15 protein-coding genes and 1 tRNA gene are annotated in these 22,642 nt (G+C 58.8%); 7 read left to right on the forward strand and 9 right to left on the reverse strand.

The features are described from left to right. Positions 1–53 precede the first annotated feature (53 nt). Positions 54–635, reverse strand: coding sequence for a 4'-phosphopantetheinyl transferase family protein (locus DX908_RS01535; RefSeq protein WP_158548415.1), 582 nt, complete (start codon positions 633–635; stop codon positions 54–56). A gap of 204 nt (positions 636–839) precedes the next feature. Between DX908_RS01535 and DX908_RS01540 the strand changes: the two genes are divergently transcribed. The 5 genes from DX908_RS01540 to DX908_RS01560 all read left to right on the forward strand — a co-directional run bounded on the left by DX908_RS01540 (position 840) and on the right by DX908_RS01560 (position 11,335). Then, positions 840–1,907: a sensor domain-containing diguanylate cyclase gene (locus DX908_RS01540; RefSeq protein WP_158548416.1), complete on the forward strand. Its 1,068-nt coding sequence runs from the start codon at positions 840–842 to the stop codon at positions 1,905–1,907. Positions 1,908–2,018: 111 nt separating this feature from the next. Next, entirely contained in the window at positions 2,019–3,395 is a 1,377-nt protein-coding gene (locus tag DX908_RS01545; RefSeq protein ID WP_116390708.1) for a multiheme c-type cytochrome, read from the forward strand. A gap of 5 nt (positions 3,396–3,400) precedes the next feature. Then, entirely contained in the window at positions 3,401–5,458 is a 2,058-nt protein-coding gene (locus tag DX908_RS01550; protein WP_116390709.1) for a heme-binding protein, read from the forward strand. Position 5,459: 1 nt separating this feature from the next. After that, on the forward strand, positions 5,460–7,289 hold the full coding sequence (locus DX908_RS01555) for a hypothetical protein (protein ID WP_116390710.1): 1,830 nt from the start codon (positions 5,460–5,462) through the stop codon (positions 7,287–7,289). After that, positions 7,289–11,335 (forward strand): LVIVD repeat-containing protein, encoded by a 4,047-nt coding sequence (locus DX908_RS01560; RefSeq protein WP_116390711.1) that lies wholly within the window; start codon positions 7,289–7,291, stop codon positions 11,333–11,335. Before DX908_RS01555 ends, DX908_RS01560 begins: the two co-directional genes overlap by 1 nt. 194 nt (positions 11,336–11,529) lie before the next feature. On the opposite strand, the gene DX908_RS01565 is transcribed toward DX908_RS01560, so the two are convergent. The 7 genes from DX908_RS01565 to DX908_RS01595 form a co-directional block, all read right to left on the reverse strand. Next, a complete protein-coding gene (locus tag DX908_RS01565; protein ID WP_116390712.1) occupies positions 11,530–13,140 on the reverse strand; it encodes a hypothetical protein in 1,611 nt (536 codons plus the stop codon). A 193-nt stretch (positions 13,141–13,333) separates the two neighbouring features. Continuing rightward, positions 13,334–13,409 (reverse strand) — tRNA-Lys (locus tag DX908_RS01570). A 64-nt stretch (positions 13,410–13,473) separates the two neighbouring features. Further along, positions 13,474–14,139, reverse strand: a complete 666-nt coding sequence (locus DX908_RS01575) for a squalene/phytoene synthase family protein (RefSeq protein WP_116390713.1) — start codon at positions 14,137–14,139, stop codon at positions 13,474–13,476. After that, positions 14,129–15,142 carry a protein translocase subunit SecF gene (gene secF, locus DX908_RS01580; RefSeq protein ID WP_116390714.1) on the reverse strand — a complete coding sequence of 338 codons (1,014 nt, stop codon included), beginning with the start codon at positions 15,140–15,142 and terminating at the stop codon, positions 14,129–14,131. The genes DX908_RS01575 and secF overlap by 11 nt, the downstream gene beginning before the upstream one ends. Positions 15,143–15,157: 15 nt before the next feature. Further along, positions 15,158–16,786 (reverse strand): protein translocase subunit SecD, encoded by a 1,629-nt coding sequence (gene secD / locus DX908_RS01585; RefSeq protein WP_116390715.1) that lies wholly within the window; start codon positions 16,784–16,786, stop codon positions 15,158–15,160. A 12-nt stretch (positions 16,787–16,798) separates the two neighbouring features. Further along, positions 16,799–17,137 carry a preprotein translocase subunit YajC gene (gene yajC / locus DX908_RS01590; protein WP_116390716.1) on the reverse strand — a complete coding sequence of 113 codons (339 nt, stop codon included), beginning with the start codon at positions 17,135–17,137 and terminating at the stop codon, positions 16,799–16,801. A 121-nt stretch (positions 17,138–17,258) separates the two neighbouring features. Continuing rightward, positions 17,259–18,434, reverse strand: coding sequence for a phenylacetate--CoA ligase family protein (locus tag DX908_RS01595; RefSeq protein WP_158548417.1), 1,176 nt, complete (start codon positions 18,432–18,434; stop codon positions 17,259–17,261). A 9-nt stretch (positions 18,435–18,443) separates the two neighbouring features. On the opposite strand from DX908_RS01595, the gene DX908_RS01600 reads away from it, so the two are divergent. Beyond that, positions 18,444–19,211: a class I SAM-dependent methyltransferase gene (locus DX908_RS01600; RefSeq protein ID WP_158548418.1), complete on the forward strand. Its 768-nt coding sequence runs from the start codon at positions 18,444–18,446 to the stop codon at positions 19,209–19,211. An 82-nt stretch (positions 19,212–19,293) separates the two neighbouring features. Here DX908_RS01600 and DX908_RS01605 read toward each other — a convergent pair whose 3' ends face one another. After that, positions 19,294–21,438, reverse strand: coding sequence for a TonB-dependent hemoglobin/transferrin/lactoferrin family receptor (locus DX908_RS01605; protein ID WP_233508614.1), 2,145 nt, complete (start codon positions 21,436–21,438; stop codon positions 19,294–19,296). Between the two features lie 116 nt (positions 21,439–21,554). Here DX908_RS01605 and DX908_RS01610 point away from each other — a divergent pair, with 116 nt between their 5' ends. Beyond that, the gene (locus tag DX908_RS01610) at positions 21,555–22,595 is read left to right on the forward strand and encodes a DUF6607 family protein (protein ID WP_199564549.1); all 1,041 of its coding nucleotides are present in this window, start codon (positions 21,555–21,557) and stop codon (positions 22,593–22,595) included. Positions 22,596–22,642: the final 47 nt, after the last annotated feature.

Consider the following 22,642-nt stretch of genomic DNA (forward strand, 5'->3'; position numbering starts at 1 on the left):
ATCTCCCCCTTTGGTGAACAGATGAGCCATAACGCGTTCAGATTTCTATTCTATTACGACCTAAGGTCCTGCAGTTTCAGGGAGTTTATCGGTCTGTCGTGAGCAACGCAGCCATATTCGCCGTAATCCCCGCGGAACGCTTCGAAATGCCACTGGCGTGGGTCAGTTTCCGGACCGGCAGAAACGTGTTTCGGCGGCGTCTGGCTGAGATCCAGCGAGAAACCCGGCCAGTCGGCGGCCAGCCCTTTCCCAAGCGCCTTGCTGAACGCCTCCTTGGCAGTCCAGAGCCGCAGGAAGGCTTTCTCTTTTTCCTCACCTGAGAAACCAGACAGATACTCTTGTTCAGACTTGGAAAAATGGTCTTTAGATATCGCGTCCGCTTCCGGCACCGCGCGCGCCATCTCAATGTCGATTCCGAGCCGGCCATCCGGGGCCAACGCCATGGCGCCCGCCCCCTCGCTGCGGGACAAGCTCCAGCTGAGTGGCACGGCATTCCCTCCATCGGTAAGGATGGGGGCCTGCCCCTCCTTCTCTTCAAAGCGCAATGAGGACGCCGGCCGATCAAGCGCCTGACCCAAAAAAAAGCGCATCCACAAACGACCGTGGATGAAACGGGTACAGTCTTCCTCCCGCATATACGAGGCTGCCCGATCTCTCTCGTAAGTCGTTGAAAGAGAGCCGAAATCGAGGCCTTGAGGGGGCGCATCGAGATCAAACAGGAAGATTTGCATCAAATATGCGTATCCAGATTAAGAATCGATTCACGTCGTTTTCTAACCATATCGAAATCAGAAATGGCTAGGCCGGTCCCGGGAACGAGTGGGGGCAAAGACTGGGCCATGATTACATATCCGCAGCAGAAGTTTGAATCGATCAAGTCAGAAGTCGAGCAGCGATACCGGATTCTCGATGGATCCTCTGCTTATGACACAAACCATATGGCGAGGACTGTCGCCCTCGCCTTCCGCGTGCCGATGGTGATCGCGGCGCTCAACGAGCGATACCGTGCATGGTTTTCATCCTCGCACGGGGTTTCCGAAGCCCTTGACGATCAGGTCCACGACCTCTGCTCTCTTGCCAACCTCGCTGACCGGTTCTTTCAGGTCGAGGATATGGCGGAAGACCAGTATTTTTCCGGTGAGAAACTGGTCAGTGAAGCCCCGAACATGCGCTTCTTTGCTGGCGTGCCGCTACGCGATCCCGATGGGAAGCGATTCGGCACCCTCTGTATTCTCGACAACAAGCCCCGCGTGATGAGCGAATCGGATAGCCGCCTTCTCAAAAGCTTTGCCGGGCTTCTTTCCAACGACATTTGCGTCCGCAGTGCGGGCCGTTATGCGGTTCAGGACCTGATCCATGCCGAAGAAGACAAGTGCTCGCTTTATGATCTTGCGGTCACTGATTCGCTCACGGGGGCGCTGAACCGCCGGGCCTTCTTCCATTTGACAGAACGCGAAGTCCCGCGCGCAGAGCGTCATCGCGTCCCCCTCACGGCTGTTCTTTTCGACATTGATCACTTCAAGAAGGTCAATGACGTCCATGGGCACGCCGCAGGCGACGATGTGATCGCCAGTCTGTCCCGCATCGTGTCCAAGGAAATCCGAGAAGAAGATTATCTTGGCCGTCTCGGCGGGGAGGAATTCGGCCTCATCCTGCCGGAAACGACACCTTCACAAGCCGTCTCGCTGACCAACAGGTTACGCCAGAAGATCAAAGGCTTGACCTTCCTAGGCGAAGGCGGATCCTTCTCGATTACCGTCAGCTTTGGCGTCGCTGCCATCGATCCTGGCGAGCGGTCAGTTCATCCCGCACTCGAGCGCGCCGACCGCGCGCTCTATGTTGCAAAGCGAAATGGCCGGGACCGTGTCGAACTGGCCGTCGAGTGTCTCGGCAGGTTGTCCGCCTGACACAGCGCCGGTTTTTCCACACTCAGGCGCCTCACGATTTCACCATAAAGGTCTCTTCGGAGGTTCCGCTCCCCTTTCGATCATGTTAGTTCTCGTTAAGAGGGTGAGGGCATGCGGAAGCGAGAAGTGTTCAAGCAGATTCTGGCGGCGGGGGCCGTGATTTTCAGCCTGGGCACCATGGCATGGGCCCAGCAACATCCAGTACCATTGGACGACGGGGCGATGGCGCAAGGCGTTGCGTCCTGCGCCGGCACGACCTGTCACAGCCGCCAGACCGCTAGCGGCGCGATCGTGCGGCAGAACGAGATTCTCACCTGGCAGGATCCTTCCCGTTCAAGCGGCGCGCATTCACGCGCCTATCAGGTGCTGATGACCCCGCAGGGTCAGGCGATTTCACGGCTGGCCGGCTTCGGCCCGGCCGAGAAGGCACCCGAATGCCTCTCCTGCCACGCCCATGATGTCCCTGAAACTCAGTGGGGCGATCAGTTCAATATCTCCGAAGGCGTCACCTGCGAGAGCTGTCACGGTAATGCCGAGAAATGGCTGTCGACCCATTATGCCGTCGGCGTCAGCCATGAGGACAATCTTGCGAATGGCCTCTTCCCAACGACTGATGTCGAAAAGACGACCAGCCTTTGCCTCGACTGTCATTTCGGCAGCACACGGGAGAAACAGTTCGTCACGCACCGAATCATGGGTGCGGGCCACCCGCGGATGAGCTTTGAGCTGGAGCTGTTCACTGCCCTGCAACAGCACCACACCGTCGACATGGATTACCTCGAGCGCAAATCCATGGTGCGGACTTCATCGATGAAGAACTGGGCCGTTGGTCAGGCGATTGCGCTGGAACGTGCGACCGAGCTTTTCACGGATGATGAGCTTGGCCGGGATGGTCTGTTCCCTGAGCTCTATTTCTTTGACTGCCATGCTTGCCACCAGCCTTTGTCCAATGACCGGCAGACCTTTGCTGGCTGGCGCCCCAATCCGGGCCGCCCACTCGGACCGGGCGTGCCTGTCTTTACAGATTCAAACCTCATCATGCTGAAAGCCGCAGTCGCTGAAGTCATGCCGGAGCGGTCCGCCGAATTCAGTCAGGTCGGCGCAAGACTGCATGCCGCAACTCGTGTCGATCATGACGCGACCAAGCTCGCTGCCGCCGCCCTTGCCGATTACAGCCGAGATCTGCGCGAAGCTTTCCTCGAGACTGAATTTGATAGCCGTACGACGATGAATATCCTGTCGCGCATTCTCGATGCGACGACTGCCGCAGAGTACACGAATTATGCGGCAGGCGAGCAGGCAGTCATCGCTGTTGATGTCTTCCTCAATGCGATGGTCGATCAGGGCGCGATTGAATTCAGCATCTTGGATGAACTTGCGCCCGAGATCGATGAGGCCTTCGACGCGGTGCAGAACCCCTCGGATTACGACGCCGCCCGTCTTCGTCGCGCACTTCTCGCTATCGCGGACCGGACCCGGAGGCTCTGAATCACATGAGCAGTTGGGTCAGTAAAGCGCTCGGGGTCTCGCTCCTCGCCTTAACCATATCCTGTTCAGGCGGTGGCGGCGGCACGACTGCCGCCCCTGAACCGACGCCGAACTCTCCTCCTCCGCCGACACGTCGTTTCGAAGATCCGCTTCCGCGTTCCTTGAGCGTGGCAGATGTAGAATCTCTACTTTCGGCAGCAATTGCCGAAGCGCAGGCGCGCGGGACGCCGGGGACGATCGCTGTGGTTGATCGGGTCGGCAATGTGCTGGCCCTTTATCAAATGACAGGCGCCCCGCCGAACGCGATTGTCGATGGTGCTCCTTCTGGCCGCCATGCCGGGCTTCAGACCGTCCGGGCACCGAGCGATCTTGTCGCCATCACCAAGGCGATTACAGGCGCTTATCTGTCGTCTGGCGGTAATGCGTTCTCGACCCGGACAGCGAGCCAGATCGTACAGGAGCATTTCCCGCCAGCCCCGGGCCTGACAAACGGTCTGGAAAGCGGTCCGCTTTTTGGTGTGCAGATCAGCCAGCTTCCCTGTTCGGACCTCAATACCCGTTACGATGAGATACAAGGGCCTTTCATCGGCCCCAACCGCTCTCCGCTAGGGCTATCGGCTGATCCCGGCGGCTTTCCTCTTTACAAGGATGGGGTCGTTGTTGGCGGCATCGGCGTGACGGTCGATGATACCTACACCTTCGATCCCGATATTCGTGATAACGACATGAGCGATGAGGAAATCATCGCTTTTGCGGCCAGCCGTCTTTTCCCGGCACCAGAAGAGATCATTGCACCGAGAATCCTTGTCGATGGCACCGCGCTGCGGTTCTCGGACGCAGATGAGGACGATTTCTTGACCGATCCCATGGCTGCGCCTGCCTTTGGTACGCTGCCCGGCGGCATAGGTGCCCTGCGCCCGGTTCGCGGCTATTTCGGGCAAGGCATGGTCGCGACAATCCAGGCAGGCACGACTTATGGCACGGAGCAATCCGGCATTCGTTTGTCCACGGCCTTTAATACGCCTGACGCTTACGTGCTTACGGACGGTTTGGGCACGAACCGCTATCCTCCTTCGGCAGGCACGGATGGCGGGTCAGTATCACAGCCCCTGACAGCGCTCGAAGTCCAAACCCTGCTCGAGGAAGCCTTCAACATCCTCAGTCAGGCTCGCGCGCAGATCCGTCAGCCGCTCAATTCACGGGCACAGGTCACGGTCTCGGTCGTTGATACTAATGGCGAAATTCTCGGCATGGTTCGCTCGCCTGACGGGCCGATCTTTGGCACCGATGTCAGCCTGCAAAAGGCGCGGACGGCAGCTTTCTTCTCCGGGCCCGATGCCGCAAATGATCTGAACGCAACACCGCGTCCGCCCGCATTAGAGCCCCCCGCTGTTCCAGCAGGATTGTCGGACCAAATGGCCGGGAACCGTCCGCCGGGCCTTGATACAGTCGTCACCCGTACACGGACATTCTTTGACGACCCGACCGCTTTGACTGGTACGCACGCTTTTGCTGACCGCTCGGGCGGCAATATATCCCGGCCCTATTTCCCGGATGGGGAGCTCGGTAACGGGCCGGGGCCATTCTCCGTCCCGATTGATGACTTCAATCCATTCAACACAGGTCTTCAGACTGAGCTCGCTGTGGTGAATATTTCCGAGCATGTCGGCTTTGTCCTCGGGATCTCACCTACAGATACCAATCGTGGTTGCACCTTCCTGCCTTCAACAGGTGCGCCTTTGCCGATGGGCCGGGATGTCAGCAACCGGCTGATGAACGGCATCCAGATTTTCCCCGGCTCCGTGCCGATCTATCGCGGCGATCAGCTGATCGGCGGGATCGGCGTGTCTGGCGACGGAATCGACCAGGACGACATGATCTCATTCCTTGGCCTGCATAATGCCGGGCTGAAGCTGGGGACGATCAATAACGCGCCACCGGAGATTCGCGCCGACCGCATCGTCGTGCAGCTCAATGACCGTCAGGTTCGCCTGCGCTATGTCAATTGTCCGTTCACGCCATTTGTTGACTCCAGTCAGCAGAATGTCTGTCAGGGGAAATGACATGATGGACCGGTTCCGCCTTCTCACCCTTGCCGCCTTCGCCGTGATCCCCTCGGCCTGTGCGACATATGGGCATGAGCCGAACCCGAAAGTACCCGATCCCGTCAATGCGCCGCCCGTCGATCCGCGGGCACTTGAACAACAGACGGAAGTGATCGAGGCCGAGCGCCGCCGTCCGGGCCGCCCGGTCCCCGAAGACGAGATCGTCGTCCTCAACCCCGGTGCCGTCCCGCCTCCGCCCGTGGGCGCAGGCGCAATCGTTCCCGTGCCGGACCGCTGGCGCCTTGCCGAGGCGATCGGGGTCAAAGAGAAGTGGTACGATCCTTATAATCAAAACACGCTGAAGGGCGACCGGCCGATCCTCGGCAATGATGAGCTGTTCCTTGTTGCGGCCCTGACCTCTGACACGGTGATCGAGCCGCGCACCTTCCCGACGCCAGTCAGCATCCAGACGACCGAAGAGCCTGACCAGCTTGATGTCTTTGGCGAGAGTGACAGTTTCGTCTTTGCTCAGACTTTCATTCCCTCTTTCTCTCTGATCAAGGGGATGACGGCCTATAAACCGCCAGATCTTGAATTCCGCCTGACACCGGCGATTCAAGTCAACTATGTCGACATCAAGGAGCGCCGGGCGCTTTTTGTTGAACCGTCGCGCGATACGGAGCGCACGGATTTCTACGTCGGCATTCAGGAAGCCTTTGTGGATTACCATATCCGCAACGTCTCGGACCGGTATGATTTCGATTCCGTCCGTGTCGGCGTTCAGCCTTTCAATGCTGATTTCCGGGGTTTCCTGTTCCAGGACAGCCAGCTCGGCATTCGCTTCTTCGGAAACCGCGACAATAACCGCTTCCAGTATAATCTCGCTGCCTTCATGCGGCTCGAGAAGGACACGAACTCCGGCCTCAACGCGGTCGATGAGGAAATCCGCGAGGATTATGTCCTTGCCGCAAATATCTACCGTCAGGACCTGCCCTTCCCGGGCATGACCAGCCAGGCGACCTTTATCTGGAACATCAACCGGGAGTCGGACGACGTCGAGATCGACGAGAACGGCTTCCCCGTGCGCCCCGCCCTTCTCGGCAATCTTGAAGGCCGTGAATATGATGTAGGCTATCTGGGCTATTCGGCAGACGGACGGATTGGCCGGATCAACCTCTCGGCCTCTGTCTATCATGCCTTTGGTGAGAACCGCGACGGCGACTTCGTCAGCGAGCCAACCGATATCTCCGCCTGGTTTGCTGCTGTCGAACCCTCGATCGATGTCGACTGGCTGCGCTTCCGCCTCTCGGCGCTTTATGCCTCGGGCGACAGCGACCCCTATGATGACAAGGAAGAAGGCTTTGATGCCATCTTCGAGAACCCGCAATTTGCCGGCGCCGACACCAGTTACTGGATCCGTCAGACGATCCCTTACGCAGGTGGCGGACGGGTCATTGCGGTCAATGGCCGGAACGGCATTCTCAACTCACTGCGGTCCTCGAAAGAACAGGGCCAGTCGAATTTCACCAATCCGGGCACGCTTCTGCTCGGCGGCGGTGTTGATGCCGATGTCCTGCCTGAGTTGCGGCTGACGCTGAATGCCAATCATCTGTGGTTTGACGATACCTCGATCCTCTCCGCGACCCGCATTCAGGGGCCGATTGCCGAAGACATCGGCTATGACCTTTCGGCTTCCGCGATCTACCGGCCGAATTTCATCCAGAACGTGGTCCTCAGGCTATCCGGCGCGGCGCTCGTCCCCGGAGACGGCTTCAAGGAACTCTTCGGCAGCGAGGAAGAACTCGACGCCTATTACTCCATCCTCTTCAACGCGGTGCTGTCCTACTGATGTCATTCCGTCTGCTCATCGCAGCGCTCGGCGCACTCATCTTCCTCCTCACGGGGACGGCTTTCGCTGCGCCTGAATCGGAAAAGCCGGTCAAGCGAACCTATGTGACCGCACCTGCTGCGCCGTTCGGGCAAACCTGGATGGAAGCGGATGCGAAGTCCGATGGCTGCGAGAGCTGCCACCTAGAGACCGACCGCAAGACCATGCACGCAAGCCCCGGCGTGGTGCTGGGGTGCACGGACTGTCACGGCGGGAACGCAAGCGTTTTCTGGAATGGCGGCGAGGTGCCGGTTCGCAGCGTCAAAGGTCATGAGACGAGTTACGGCTCTGCCTTTGCCGAGGAAAAAGCCAGCAAAGACGGCCATGACGATTTCGATGAGAAACATCCCGAATTTGCCGAGACGCGGAACCGTGCCCACGTCCTGCCGACCTATCCTGAGACCTGGCATTTCCCGCACTCAGCGAACCCTGAGCGCAGCTATGCACTCCTGAATAAAGAAGCACCCGAATTCGTCCGCTTCGTGAACCCGTCCGACTACCGCGTTGCGCGCGAGTCTTGTGGCGCCTGCCACTTGCCGATCATTGAGGCTGCTGAGCGCTCGCTGATGGCAACCGGCGCCATGCTGTGGGGCGGGGCCGCCTATAATAACGGCATCCTGCCCTATAAGAATTACATTCTCGGCGAGGCCTATACGCGCGAGGGTGAACCCGCCGCGCTGATCGGCCCGGGCAATCCGGCAGGCACGCTGACCGAAGCGCAGGCCGCGCGCGGCATCCGTCCATGGCTGGCCCCGCTGCCGATGTGGACCGTCATTCCGCCCGCAGACGTCTTCCGTGTCTTCGAGCGTGGCGGGCGGAACGTCATCACCCAGTTTGCAGAGGTCGGCCTGCCCAATCCGACAGGGCAGATCCAGCGTCTCGAAGAACCCGGTCGTCCGGACCTGCGCCAGTCGAACCGCGGTCCCGGTACAGGTCTGCGCGTTGCGATCCCCGTCCTCAACATTCACAAGACCCGCCTCAATGACCCCTTCACCTGGTTCATGGGGACGAATGATCAGCCCGGAGACTATCGCATGTCAGGCTGTTCGGCCTGCCATACGCCTTACGCCAACGACCGTGAGCCGCGGCACTCGCTGACTTACGCCAAATATGGCCGGGATGGTGAAACCCAGACAAAAGATCCGACGATCCCGCATGGCGAGAGCGGCCACCCGATCCGGCATGAATTCACCAGCGCCATTCCGACCGCTCAGTGCATGAACTGTCACATGCACCAGCCGAACATGTTCCTGAATACATATCTCGGCTACACGATGTGGGATTATGAGAGTGATGCGCCGACCATGTGGCCGGAAAAGCAGCACTATCCTACGATTGCCGAGCAGCGTGAGGTTCTTGACCGCAACCCCGAAGGCGCGGCGACAAAAGGCAATTGGCGCAAGCTCGACTTCCTGCGCAATGTCTATGACCTGAACCCAGAGCTCAAAGATACGCAGTTTGCGGATTATCACGGCCATGGCTGGAACTTCCGTGCCATCCTGAAACGTGACCGCGACGGCAACCTCCTTGATGCCGAGGGCAATATCGTCGATCCCGACGATCCCGAGAAATGGCGCCGCGAGGGCGAACCGGATTTCGTTGAAGTTGGCACGAACCCGGGCAAATCCGTCCACATGATGTCGATCCATGCCGAAGTCGGCATGCAGTGCGCGGATTGCCACTGGTCAGGCGACAGCCACGGCAATGGCTATATTCATGGCGAGGTTGCGAACGCGGTCGAGATCCGCTGTCGCGACTGTCACGGCACGGCGGATGATTATCCGATGCTGCGCACCTCGAATGTTGCCGCGACCCCGCGCGGCCGGGACATGACGACCTTGCGTAACCCTGATGGCCGTCTGCGCTTTGAGTGGGTCACTCGCGATGGCCGCCGCACGCTGATCCAGCGCTCCATCGTGGATCCCGAGCTTGAATGGGAGATGAGCCTCGTCAAGGATAGCCTCGACAAGACGCACCCGGATTATAATGCCAAGGCCGCACGCGCAAAAACCGTCGCCATGGATTATGATAGCAATGGCCTCCTCCCTTGGGGCCCCGGCGTCGGCAAGGAAGCGCGCGCCCATGATGACGACGACATGGCCTGCTTTACCTGCCACCTCTCCTGGACGACGTCCTGCGGTGGCTGCCATTTGCCGATCGAAGCGAACTGGAAGACTAAGACCCACAAATATGAGGAACAAACCACGCGGAACTATGCGACCTATAACCCGCAAGTTGCCCGCGACCAGATGTTCCAGCTCGGCAAGCACCAGACCACAAAGGGCAATATCGTTGCCCCGGTGCGTTCGACCTCCGCGCTCGTGCTGACTTCGACCAATGTGAACCGTGAACGGATCTATATCCAACAGCCGCCGATCTCCTCGGCCGGTTACTCCTCACAGGCTTTCGCGCCGCACTTCCCACACACGGTGCGCAAGACTGAGACAAAGACCTGCTCTGACTGTCACGTCTCCGTTGATGAGGACAACAACGCGATCATGGCGCAGCTCATGCTGCTGGGCACGAATTTCGTCAATTTCGTCGGCCTTCATGCCTATGTCGGTGAGGAAGGCGCCCTCGAAGCGATCCGTGTCACCGAATTCGAAGAACCGCAGGCTGTCTTTGGCTCCTATCTTCAGGAATATGCCTATCCCGATTATTACAGGGCGCATGTCGAGAAGAATGACCGTGAGCTGATCAACTGGAAGCGCGGCAAGACCTTCGATCTCGACAATAAGGGCTCTGGTGAGACCGGCGCGCTCGAGGAAATCGCCAATGTCCGTCAGGACGCGCGCGGCGCGGTCAACTGCCTGCAGCATCGCGGCGAATATCTCTTCGTTGCCGAAGGCAAGGGCGGCTTCATGGTCTATGACATCGCCTCGGTCGGCAATAAGGGCTTCTCCGAGCGTATCGTCACCGCGCCCTTCTCACCGCTCGGCCATGACCCTCGCGTCAAATCGAAGAATGCGACCTGCATGGCGATGGCGACCAACCAGCCGGTCAACCCGCTGCGCAACACGCCTGAGATCCAGGAGATCAATCAGGAACAGCCGATGCACCCGATCTACAGCTATGCTGTTGTGACGGATGCGGAGGAAGGTCTCTATCTGGTTGACATCACGACTTTCGCCGATGGCGAAGCGCGCAACAACTTCCTTGAGCGTGCGGTGACGTGGAATCCGAATGGCGTGCTTGATGGCGCAAGCCATATCACCCTTGCCGGCACGATCGCCTATATCACGACACCGCGCGGCATTGCGGTCGTCGATCTTGATGATCCCCTCAGCCCGCGGCTTGCCGCCGACGTCGCCTTGCCCGGTGCGCGCGCAACGGCGGTGCAATTCCGCTATCTCTTTGCGAGCTCTGATCGCGGTTTCCATGTCTTTGACATCACCGATCTTTATAAGCCGCAGGTGGTCGAAAGCGGCTTCATTCCGATGTCGGACGCGCACCGCATATATGTCGCGCGAACCTATGCTTATGTCGCGGGCGGACGCGAGGGCCTCTATATCGTCGATGTCGAAAAGCCCCGTACCCCGACGGTCTACCAGCAGGTGACGAGCTTTGACGGCTCGCCCGTGCGAATCGAGGATGCGCGCGATGTTATTGTGGGCACGACCAATGCGTCGCTCTTTGCCTATGTCGCGGATGGGACAGGCGGGTTCAAACTGCTGCAGTTGACCTCGCCCATGGCGGGACGCGGTGCCGACGGCAAGAATGAGCGGCCTTCCATGCAGCCCAATTTCTACGGCTTCTCGCCCGAGCCTCGGCCGGAGCTGATCGCCTGGAAGAAGACCCGCACGCCCGCTATTGCGATCTCCAAGGGCCTCGATCGTGACCGCGCCGTCGATGAGACCGGCCACCAGATGGCGGTCTTTGGCCGCTTGGGCTCACGGCCGTTCACGCGAGCGGAGATGGAGCAATTCTTCCTTGAAGAAGATGGCAGTGTCCTGCGCGTCTCTGACGAGGTCGACGAAGCGGCATGGGTCGACGGCGAAGACGACTGAGCCAGACTTTCCCGATGACGTGACAGGTAGCGGCGCCCTTTTCTCAGTACGCTGCGGCTGCGTACGGAGAATGAGCTAGGCTTTTAGCTATCCTCCACCCTTACGCCTCGCTGAACACCCATTAGACAAAAAAAGGCGGAGCTGTACCTTAGGTACAAACTCCGCCCTAAGATTTTCGTATCTCGTTATTTCAGCTACTGAAAACAGCGCTGACGAGTGCCGTATTTGGTCTCTTCGACATTATAGCAGCGCATCTCTGTCTGCTTACGGTATGGCGGTTTCCAGTTCAGAAGCTCATCATACGCCGCATTGATCTCCGCACGACGCGCGGCCTCACGGCGATTGGCTTCATCCCACTCGGCCTGTTGCCGGGCCTTTTCGCGCATGACCTGATTGTACTGACGCTCCCAGGTCTTTCGAGCCAGTGGCAGCACATCCGGCGGGATCGCCGCGCACAAGGCTCTGTCGGGGGCGCCCCAACGCTCAAAGACGCGGGCGAGGCCGACGAAGTCTAATTCGGCCTGATTAAATGAGTTCCAGTCATGGGCAATATTACGCGAATACCAGATTGCTGCCTGACAGTTTCCACCCTGAGCATAGTTCTCTGCGAAGGTCTGGTCTCGCCACATCCAGCGTTCGACAAAAGCTTTCCAGTCATTCTCGTTCCAGACATTCGGCTTGGTATTCCGGAATTCCTCCTCGGCCCCATAGGCTTCGAAAAGTTTCGGATCCTGTTTTGCCATCCAGTCACCCAGCTCCTGCGGCATGGCGGGGCAGTCCTGCGCGGCGGCTTGGGTCTGCTCGAACTTCAGTGCCCAGCTGATTGCGCTGTCTGGAACCGGATCCACGATGAAGCTGAAGTGATCCCGGTTGATACCGCTGAAGATGTAGGAATAGGCGATCTGGCAGCCATCAAGCGTCCCGAACCGCTCATAGTCATTCCGGGCCAGAAGTCGCTTGCGTTTGGACTCACGTAGATAAGCATTCTCGCGAGCCTTGGCTTCGGCTGCGGCTTTGGCAGCTGCTTTAGCCTCAGCTTCCTGCGCAGCAATATATTCGGGGTCTTCCAGAAGGGCATAGCCATTGTCGTCATAGAAACTCATGAAGGACGGCATCAGCTCGACCGGCGCGACGCCGCACACCTCCGGATTATCAGGTTTGTTCTGAACCTGATTGATCAAATAGTAGGCAAGAGCACCCCATTCGCCATACTTGGTGATCTGCGCATCTGTCATCGCGGGCGCCTCGTCGCGATAACGCTCACCGCTAAAAAACATTGTCTGCCCGGCGCGATAGCAGATATCCACGGGCAGAGACGCTTCCGTCAGCCCGACTTCATCGAGATAGATGCCTTCCCCGGCAGCGCCGAAACAGTCACCAACAGTCGCCATCGCATAACGGACGGCGCTTTTAGGCGGGGGATTTTTGAAATAGGCGGTCGATGCGCCATTTTCCGGCAGGTCGAGCTGATCCAGCTCCCAGGCAATGTCATTGTTGATGGGGAGTCCGCATTCACGTGCTCCGTTGAAACAGGTGGCGAAGCGTTCCCGGCGCGTAAAATGCACCTCATTCAGGAACTGGTCGCCGCTGATATGCCATTTGAGAATCGTTGTGGCCGCCGAGTCGTCCGGGATGTGCCAAAATGTTGAGCCATCCCTCCGAGTCACTGGATTAAAAAAGTTCTCGGAAATCATGCATTGCTTGGTCTGCTCATATGGCGTCCAATCCCGCTGCACCGTTTGCGCCTGCGCGGTCGTGGCAAATACCGCCGCCAAAGCAGAATAAGACAGGATTTTCCGAGTCATATACGCCCCTCCTCAAGTGAAAGGTCTGCTTAGACACATCCGTGAAGCGCGCCTAGCGTCAATGCTCAAGCAAGAAGATTTGAGACGTTTCGACCCATCTGCGGCCCCGCAAAATCAGATGAGCGATGGTCGAAATTCGTCGCCATGACCGGACGAAGGTCAGTGCACAGCCTATGCAATTGAAAGAGGAAATTGGTGAGCCCGACAGGATTCGAACCTGTGACCCGCTGATTAAAAGTCAGCTGCTCTACCAACTGAGCTACGGGCCCGACCAGAGCGGAGGCAGATAGAGTTCTGCGCGGGCAAGGTCAACCGAAATCGGGCAAAAACCGCCTATCTGCCCTTAAGTGTCGTGAGGAAAAGGGAGAATTGCTGCCGGTAGGCCGGGAGCGCTTTGCCGCCTGCCCGGCGATAATGGAGGCGGGCTGCCCCGGCGATGGGCGCGAGCGCCTCAGGAAGTGGCGTGAGGGCCTGCCACACGGCCTGCCAGTCATCCCGCTCATTCGCCACAAAAGCGCGGCCAAGCGCCGCCAGCGGGGCGTCCTGATCGTCTTTGGCCCCAGCCGTTCTTGCAATGAGTGGCAGGAGTGCGGCCATCAGGGCGGCAGGGTCTTTTGGCACAGCGCCTTCGGCTTCGGGCAGGCTGTCTTCGCCCGCCGTCACCAGTGCCTCAAGCTCGGCCCCAGAGGGCGCTCGATTGAACGCTGAGAGTGCCAGCAGGCCTTCCGCGACCGGATGCGCCCTCGCCCGGCCATCAGCGATCTCGGCCAGCACCTCACGCCAGAACGCATAGCGGATCGCGCCGAGTGTCGGCTCACTGACTTTTTCGGGGATACTGTCGATCTCGGCGGCGAAAGCGAGAAGCACGAGCCCTACGGCACGGGTCTCATCGCGCCACCAGGCAAGCGCGGTCACCTGCTCGGTGAACCGCTCACGCGCAATCGGGAGAAGGAGCGCCGCAAGGCGAGGCTCCAGACCCGGAAATCGGTCAGGGCGCATTGGTGGCGACGGCTTTGCCGCCTGCCCCGTCTTCGGACCAGTCACGCTTGACCCCGGTCCGCAGAAGGATCGGCGAGGCGATGAACACGGACGAATATGTGCCGATGATGATGCCCCAGATCAGTGCGAAGGAGAATCCGCGAAGCACATCCCCGCCGAACAAGAACAGCGCAATCAGCGCTAGCAACGTCGTCAAGGACGTCATGATCGTCCGTGCCAGTGTCTGGTTGATCGACAGGTCGATCAGCTGGTGCAGCGGCATTTTCTTGAACTTGCGCAAATTCTCACGGATCCGGTCATAGACAACGACAGTGTCGTTCATGGAGTACCCGATGATCGTCAGCAGTGCGGCAATGATCGACAGGGTGAAGTCGAGCTGCGTGATCGAAAAGACCCCGACCGTGATGATGACGTCGTGGACCAGCGCGAGGATCGCCCCAAGCGAGAACTGCCACTCGAACCGGAACCAGATATAGATCAGCATCAGGCCGATCGAAATCACCATGGCGGTGACACCGGCCTTGATGAGCTCGCCCGAAACGGCCGGGCCGACGACATCCGTTTTGCGGACCTGTTCCTGACCGATGCCAAGGGTCTCGAAGAGAATCTCTTTTACCTGATTGGCGATCTGCGTCTGACGGTTCTCAGCTTCTCTATCGACTTCACCGCCCTGCTCTTCGTCTTTGGGCAGAGGCACCGTCACGGATATACCGCCCGATGGTGACGTCTGGGTGCCGCCGATGGTCTTCACCTTGACCTGACCAAGCCCCAATTCGGCAACGGCATCCCGAACTGCGCCCAGCGAGTCGGTACCAAACTCCTCGCCCTGTTGCGGCTCGACTTCGATTTCGACACCGCCGGTAAAGTCGATCCCGAAATTCAGGCCCAGCACATAGAATGCGCCGATGGAGGCAAGAATTGCTGCAGCAGATATGGCCGCCGCAATATTGCGGAAGCGTGCGAACTTAATTTGAGTATTGGAAGGGATAATCCTCAGTCCCATGATGGTCTCCCTGCCTTAAATCTTCAGTTCTTTGGGACGCTTCGACAGGACGTAATTCCCTGTGAAGATCCGCGTGACAACGAACGCGGTGAAAACGGAAGTCAGCACCCCGATCCCAAGCGTGACAGCAAAGCCCCGCACGGGTCCGGCGCCGAGCTGGAACATGATCAACGCCGCGATCAGCGTCGTCAGGTTGGCGTCGAAAATTGCCGACCACGCGTGACGATACCCTGCCTCAACGGCCTGTACCGGTTTCTTGCCCGCTTCGAGTTCTTCCCTGATCCGCTCAAAGATGAGGACGTTCGCATCGACAGCCATCCCGATTGTCAGAACGATGCCGGCAATCCCCGGCAGCGTCAGCGTCGCGCCCAGTAATGAGAGGGCGCCCGCAATCAGAAGGACGTTCGCAAGGAGCGCCAAGTCTGCATAGATCCCGAAACGGCCATAGGTCACGACAATAAAGATGATCACCGCAGTAAAACCGATGATCAGCGCAATTGTCCCTGCCCGGACGGAGTCAGCACCAAGGTCAGCACCGACAGTCCGCTGCTCGATTGTCGTCAGTGCTGCCGGCAGCGCGCCAGCCTTGATGAGAATCGCAAGCTGGGTGGCATCGTCAGGTGTGAAATTGCCGGTAATCCGGCCCGAGCCGCCCGTGATCGGGTTGATGATCCGCGGGGCGGAGATGATTTCATCATCGAGCACGATAGCGAACTGACGACCGACATTGTTGCGGGTCACGTCAGAGAAACGACGTGCACCGCGCGTATCGAAGGCAAAATTGACCTGAAAGCCGCCGCCATCGGAGTTCGGTGAGGCACTGGCATCGGTGACCATATCGCCTGTGACGTCAGGCGTTGCAAAAAGGACAAGCTGCGTCCCCGGTGCCGAGGTCATATTCCCCATCGGTACTTTGATCCGACGAGGCGGGGTCGGCGCATTCGGATCGGCCGCACTATCCACCATGTGAAAGCTGAGCTGGCCTTGCGCATTGATAACGTTCTGGAGGGCTTCGCTATCGGAATTGCCCGGCACCTGGACGACCAACCGGTTCGGCCCTTGCCGTTGGATCTGAGGCTCTGTCGTCCCCATCGCGTCAATCCGGCGGCGGATGACCTCGATCGAACTTGAGACAGCATCGTCAGCGTAGAAAGTCTGCGCCTCGTCCGTCATGGCGATGGTGATATTCTGTCCGTCCTGCGTGATGCGGACATCGCGGCCTGCGCCTGCGAGCCCGCCAATCCCGCCGAGTGGCCTTGCCAGCGGTCGCAGGGAACGCATGGCCCGGTCGACATCATCGGCATTGGTGATCGGAACAGTAAGGCTGTAATTCTCCGTATCAACATTAATGGCGCCGAAGGTGATCCGCCCCTCATCCCCGCGCCGCAGCAGGCGACGGATGTCCGATTGCATCGAAGTGATCCGGTTGACCAGCACTTCGTCGGTGTCGACCTCGAGGAGGAGGTAGGAGCCCCCCTGAAGGTCGAGGCCAAGGGTTACGCGCGTATCGGCGAAGCCGGGAACCTGAGCGTATCCGCTATCTGACGTTGGATCTTTCGGGAAAAAATTCGGAACAGTGAAATAGGCGCCGAGCAGGATGAGAAAGATAACCGTCCCGACCTGCCATTTGTTGAACTGGAGCATTGAGGGAGAGCCTTAAGATTTTTTCTCGGCAGGTTCCGTGCGCGAGCGGACATTGGTGATGGTCGCTTTAACGACGCTGGCCTGAACGCCGTCGGCGATCTCCACCATCACTTCTTCGCCTTCAGAGGCTTTGACGACCTTGGCGACAATACCGCCAGCGGTGACCACTGTGTCGCCGCGCTTGATGTTCGAGATCATTTCCTGATGACGCTTGCGGGCCTGATTCTGCGGCCGGATCAGCAGGAAATAGAAGACCACAAACATGAGGCCCATCATGATGAAGAAATCGAGACCCATGCCCGGGGGTTGAGCGGCGGCGGTACCCGCGGCTGCGGCGGTGAGTGAGAACATCTAGGCCTCCCTGTCCTGCTTGGTCAGCCATATGGTAACCGGCGGACGGATTGTTAAGTGTGCGAAACCGAGCGCGCGCTATAAAGGCAAGCCGGGGGAACTAGCAACAGGCAGGTTTCGCTCAGAGCTTCGAAATCGACGCGTAAAACTTCCCATTCGGCCCGCGTTCGATCTCTGTTTCAGGCGTAATGGTGATTTGAGGCGTGTAGCCGAATTCTACGGCGAATGCAGCCTCGACACGGGCCAGAAACTCCTGCTGAGGCATGACGCCCTCCTCGCGCACTGCGCGCAGCTCAAATCGCTCCATTTCGTGCTGGATGACCTGATATTGCGACATGCCGGGTATGTCCCGCAGCGCCACAGAAAGGTGGGTGAAGGGAATGCGCCGCCCGTCCCGGTGCATGAGCGCGCCTCTGATCTTGCCGATCAGCTTGGAAATCGCCGGCATTTTCACAATACCGCAGGGGCAGGTCGCGGGCGCCGCCATATCCCCAATGTCGTAGCGGATCAGCGGGGAGCGCGTGTTGAAGTAATCGGTGATGACAAGGCGGCCGATCTCGCCCTCTTCAGCTGGTTCATCACGGTCATTGAGGATCTCGACCCCCAGCTTGCGAGCGAGGAGATGATGAAAGTCGGGCTCCTTAGGACAACGCGGCGCGATGATGCCGAACTCCATCGAGCTGTAGACCGACCAGATCCTCGCTTTCGGGAAAGCCTGCCGGATCACTTCTTCCTGCGCCGGCTCCAACAGCTCCGCATAAAGACCGACACAAGTGATGAAGCTGATGTCGCGCCCGGCCTCCAGTACAGCCTTTGCTAGCGCTTCAGCGGATGTTGGATAGGTCGTCAAGCCTTGTGCGCCAGCCTCTTTGTACCGCTGCTCGAGGATATGGATCTGCTCATCAAGAGGCGTGCGGATGTCATATTGCGCGGTCCGCGCGTTCGGCGCGGTCTTGTGAAGATGGATAAAGGCGGTCGCGTTCGGCACTGCCCCGACCCAGCGGAGCGAGGCCTGATTGGCTTCAAACTCCAGCTTCATCCTCTGGGGCGACCAGGCGATGCGCACCGGCACGCCCGTTGAGCCCGAGGTGCGCGCTGTCTCCTTGTGCCCGTTCAGCAGCAAGTCATTGGAGGCAAGGATGTCGCCCCGCGAGAGCAGCGGCGCCTCAACAGGCTCTCCGGCCAACCGCTCCCTATAGAAAGGATGATTTTCACGGCGCACCGCTTCGATCAGGCGCGTATAGCGCTCTTTGGCATGCGGATCGCATCGCAGGGATTGCGGGATGAGGACGGTCACAGCGCTATTATGAACAATCTTGATTACCAGAGCATTTTTACGTTCCGGGGCCGGGCCTATAATGAGGCCATGGCGGCCTTTCCCGATGCACGGGAGAATGAGCGAAGCGCCCTCCTCGAGCTGCTCGAACTTTCCGCCACCGACCATTTCCTCGATACGCCAGCGGGAGGCGGATATTTATCTGAAGGGCTTGCAGCCCGGTTTGGCGATGGTCTCTTCGTCACTTGCGTTGAGCCAGCAAAAGAATTTGGAGCCGTCATCGATCCTTCCTTCGAGGTCATCAACGCGCCGATGATCGATGTGCCGCTTGATGATGGGTCCGTGACCGCGATTGGCAGTCTTGCAGGCCTTCATCATTTCAAGAGCCGTGCGCCGGTCTTTGCCGAATGGGCACGGCTCCTCGCCCCGCAAGGACAGCTTGGCGTTGCGGATGTCGCGGCGGGCACCCCGACCGCCGAATTCCTCAACGGTTTTGTCGACCGGCACACGCCGCAGGGCCATGACGGCGTCTTTATCGAGCCCGGTGAGTTCAGCCGCCTGATGGAAGAGAACGGAATTGAGGTCTATACGGAAGAACTGGTCGATGTGCCGTGGATATTCCCGCGCCGTGAGGATGTCGGCGCCTTCTGCAAGAAGCTCTTCTTCCTCGAAACCGCGAGCGAGGAGCAGGTCACCAACGCCATCGATGAGACTTTAGGCATTCAGTATCAGGCGGAATTCGATCACTGGCTCATGAATTGGCAGCTCATCTACGCCTCTGGCCGCAAGACCATATGAAAAAGCGGCTCCCGTCGGCCGAGACGGAAGCCGCACTCTGACTGGACCGGTAGACACAACACCGACCGATCCAGCTCTCCCCTTACCGCGTAAACTGCCAGCTCGCGGCGATCTTGAAGTTGGTGGCGGGTTCCGAGACACCTTCGAAGACGCGCTCATAATCTTCATCGAAGACGTTATCGATGCCGGCATCGATACGGAGCCCCTCCGCAAAGGCAGGCTTCCAGCTCGCATAAAGGTCGACCACGGTATATCCGTCACGGCTTTCCGCAAGCGTCGTACCGCCCATGCCGTCACTGTCATAGTGATCAAAGTCTGAGGCGACTTGAATACGTGTACCGACCAGTGCGTTCCAGTCGCGCAGGTTAAACCCTGTATCCACAGCGAACCGGTCCGGTGTCAGAATGCCCAGATCCGCGCCTGTGGCCTCGTCTTCGCCGTCAATCTGCGAATAGCTGACGCGGGCAAAGAAGAGATCTGAATCATACCGGCCTTCAAGCTCGATGCCTTCGAGGGTGGCCGCATCGACATTCGCCGAATTGGTCGTGCCTGCGGTACACGGAAAGAAAGGCGGTGAGAAACATGTCGCATCATAGGCGAAATTGACAGACAAGTTGATGAGGTCCTCGACATCGCTTTCGAAGGTCGAGATTTTCGCCTGCAGACGGTCACCATCGCTGGCGATGTCATGGAAATCGACCCCGATGCCGAATTCAGTCGTACTCGCCTTTTCCGGTTTCAAGTCTGCATTCGGGATGAAGTTGTTATTCACCATGGTGAAGCTGGGTGGCATGCCTGCCGGGTTGAAAAGAATCGGGTGCGGCACCGGGAAATGAACCCCGTCAAGAAACAGTTCGTTGACGGAGGGTGCACGGAAGCCTTCAGAATAGCTACCGAAGGCGCGGAACCAGCTCACCGGACCGTAGCTTGCCGCAAAGCGCGGGGAGACGGCATCGTCTTCATTCTTGTCAGGCGAAATCGAAGAGTCAGACGAGAACTCGTCGTAACGGACACCAGGGATCACCAGCAATTCACCCGGCAGGCCGAAAGGTTCTTCGAAAGAGGCTTCAAGCTGAGCGAAGACACCGAGGAATTCCGTGCCGCCATCGGGCACACCGCCGCGTTCGCCATCCATGGTCTGGTCATCAGAGCCATTCTGTTCGTCCTCGAACCAATCACCGCCGATGGTAAAGGTCAGCTCCTGCCCCGCCATCTCGAACCGAGACGCATTGCGCAAGCTGATCCCGTTGGTCTCGATCACCCGATTAACTGTCCGCGGAATGGTTTCATCGAACTCTTCGACTTCCGTTTCTGAGCGGTAGGCCGTGACGCTTGCATTGATGAGATCGCTCTGCGGATCAAATTCTAGGCCGAGCCGGTAGGTGTCAGTCGTGATGTCTTTCTCGACATCTCCGCCGGTCACTGTCCCTTGCCCGTTATTCGGTTCAATCGCCGAATTGGCAAAGCGCTGCCATGACGCCTCGGCCCGAAAGGCCGGGCTGAACTGGTAACCCGCTTTAAGAAGCGCTGTATCGATATCATCATCGGAAGAGAGCTCAGCACCTGAGCCCAATTCGATATCACCGGACTGGCGCAGCGAGAAGCTCGCGAGCCCGTCAAAGCCGCCCTGCCGTGTGAAGGCCGTGATCCCGGCGGATGTCTCTTCATTGACGCTCTGATAGCCGCCTTTGAGCCGGACGCCGAAGGTTTCATCTGCGCCGAGCAGATCATCCGCATCCACCGTTTCGAATGCGAGCACGCCGCCAAGCGCGCCGGAGCCGTAAAGCGAAGAGGCTGGCCCCCGCACGACTTCGGCCTGTGCGATCAGGTCGGGATCGAGGAAGAACCGGCCATCATGCGCCGAGATGAAAGACTGGCGCGCGCCATCGAGGAGAACGAGGACATTCTCGCCTGACAGGCCGCGGATCGAGGGAACCTCCCCCGTCCGGCGCGGGCCGCCCGTGAACTCCATCCCAGGCACATCGCGCAGGACATCGGAGATCGCCGAAGCGCTGCGCTGCTCAATCGCCTCACGGTCGATGATCGTCACCTGACCCGGATATTCAAAGGCCGGTAGCGGGTTGGTCGTGCCATAGACGGTAATAACGTCCGACTCTGCTTCTTCTTCGGTTTCTTGCGCTGCGGCCTGCTGCACGGCGAGCGCCGCTGTCATGGCGAGAATGGCCGGCGTTCCCCAGCGTCGACGGTTATTCATTGCCCCGGTCATGATGACCCTTTCTTTAAATGCGAATTACTCGCAATCTCATGACAGAAGAGAAAAGGTCTTGCAACTAAGAATCCATCGCATTAGCAGGTCACCGTTAAGAATTCAGGAGATCGCTGGTGTTGAAGACTCTTATGAATGGCGCTGCCGCCTTTGCTTTCCTCGGGCTGGCTGCCTGCGCTACGACGCCTGCCACTCAAAGCGAAGGCCCTGCCGCAGTAAAAGAAGAAATGTCTGCTGCCGAGGCCGAACGCTTCGCTCAGGACCGTGAGGCGATCCTCGCCATGGCCGGCGATTATGATGTCAGCTTCGACTTCATCGAGACAGTCTCACTGGGGCTCGGCTATGAACTTAAAGACCGCAAGAAGAGCGGCGCCTGGGAAGTTGTCCGCGTCATCGAGGATAGCGGCGATTTCATCAGCCTCCAGCACATTTTGCTGGTCGGCCCCAAGGATGGCAAAATCGCTCTCAAACATTGGCGTCAGGATTGGCAATATGAGCCGTCCCGTGTTCTGACCTTTATCGGCGGCAATGCATGGCAGTCGAAAGGCGTCCCCGCCGATGTTGCGAAAGGCGCATGGTCACAGGAAGTCTATCAGGTCGACGATTCCCCGCGTTACGGGGCCGTCGGTCACTGGGTCCATGAGAATGGCGTCTCTGCTTGGCAACCGCCCGCCGAATGGCGTCCCCTGCCCCGCCGCGACATGACGACCCGTGACGATTATCATGCGGTCGATGCCGTCAACCGCCATGCTATTACTTGGTTCGGCTGGGTGCATGAGCAGGACAACACCAAGCTCGTTCTCTCCGGGGATGAGCCGTCCGCACTGGTCCGGGAACAGGGCATCAATACCTACAAGCATTTTGACGGCTATGATGCAGGGATCGCACTGCGCCAGTGGGAAGCGACCAAAGGCTATTGGGCCGCTGTCCGCGCCGAATGGGAAGCACTTGAGGAAACCGGCGAGCCTTTCGCCCTGACGATCAAGGGCGAGCCTGAAGACCTTTACAGCCCGATCCTCGAACTCGCCTCTGAAGTTGAAGAAGGGTATACGGACGAAGCCGAAGCCATCGAGGAAGCCAAAAAGGTCATCGCGAAATTCACAACGCAGGACCTGCCGCCGCTTCACGAACGCCTACGCGAACCGAAAGCCGAGTAGAACTATCTGTTTCTCTCATTGCGAACCCGATTAGGGTTGCAATGACA

It is taken from the genome of Parvularcula marina, from assembly GCF_003399445.1.
Lineage (GTDB): Bacteria > Pseudomonadota > Alphaproteobacteria > Caulobacterales > Parvularculaceae > Parvularcula > Parvularcula marina.

Excerpts from the sequence above, each read along its gene's own strand:
- DX908_RS01535 (WP_158548415.1), bottom strand. The coding sequence starts at position 635 with ATGCGGGAGGAAGACTGTACCCGTTTCATCCACGGTCGTTTGTGGATG.
- DX908_RS01540 (WP_158548416.1), top strand. The coding sequence starts at position 840 with ATGATTACATATCCGCAGCAGAAGTTTGAATCGATCAAGTCAGAAGTC.
- DX908_RS01545 (WP_116390708.1), top strand. The coding sequence starts at position 2,019 with ATGCGGAAGCGAGAAGTGTTCAAGCAGATTCTGGCGGCGGGGGCCGTG.
- DX908_RS01550 (WP_116390709.1), top strand. The coding sequence starts at position 3,401 with ATGAGCAGTTGGGTCAGTAAAGCGCTCGGGGTCTCGCTCCTCGCCTTA.
- DX908_RS01555 (WP_116390710.1), top strand. The coding sequence starts at position 5,460 with ATGATGGACCGGTTCCGCCTTCTCACCCTTGCCGCCTTCGCCGTGATC.
- DX908_RS01560 (WP_116390711.1), top strand. The coding sequence starts at position 7,289 with ATGTCATTCCGTCTGCTCATCGCAGCGCTCGGCGCACTCATCTTCCTC.
- DX908_RS01565 (WP_116390712.1), bottom strand. The coding sequence starts at position 13,140 with ATGACTCGGAAAATCCTGTCTTATTCTGCTTTGGCGGCGGTATTTGCC.
- DX908_RS01575 (WP_116390713.1), bottom strand. The coding sequence starts at position 14,139 with ATGCGCCCTGACCGATTTCCGGGTCTGGAGCCTCGCCTTGCGGCGCTC.
- secF (WP_116390714.1), bottom strand. The coding sequence starts at position 15,142 with ATGGGACTGAGGATTATCCCTTCCAATACTCAAATTAAGTTCGCACGC.
- secD (WP_116390715.1), bottom strand. The coding sequence starts at position 16,786 with ATGCTCCAGTTCAACAAATGGCAGGTCGGGACGGTTATCTTTCTCATC.
- yajC (WP_116390716.1), bottom strand. The coding sequence starts at position 17,137 with ATGTTCTCACTCACCGCCGCAGCCGCGGGTACCGCCGCCGCTCAACCC.
- DX908_RS01600 (WP_158548418.1), top strand. The coding sequence starts at position 18,444 with ATGAACAATCTTGATTACCAGAGCATTTTTACGTTCCGGGGCCGGGCC.
- DX908_RS01605 (WP_233508614.1), bottom strand. The coding sequence starts at position 21,438 with ATGACCGGGGCAATGAATAACCGTCGACGCTGGGGAACGCCGGCCATT.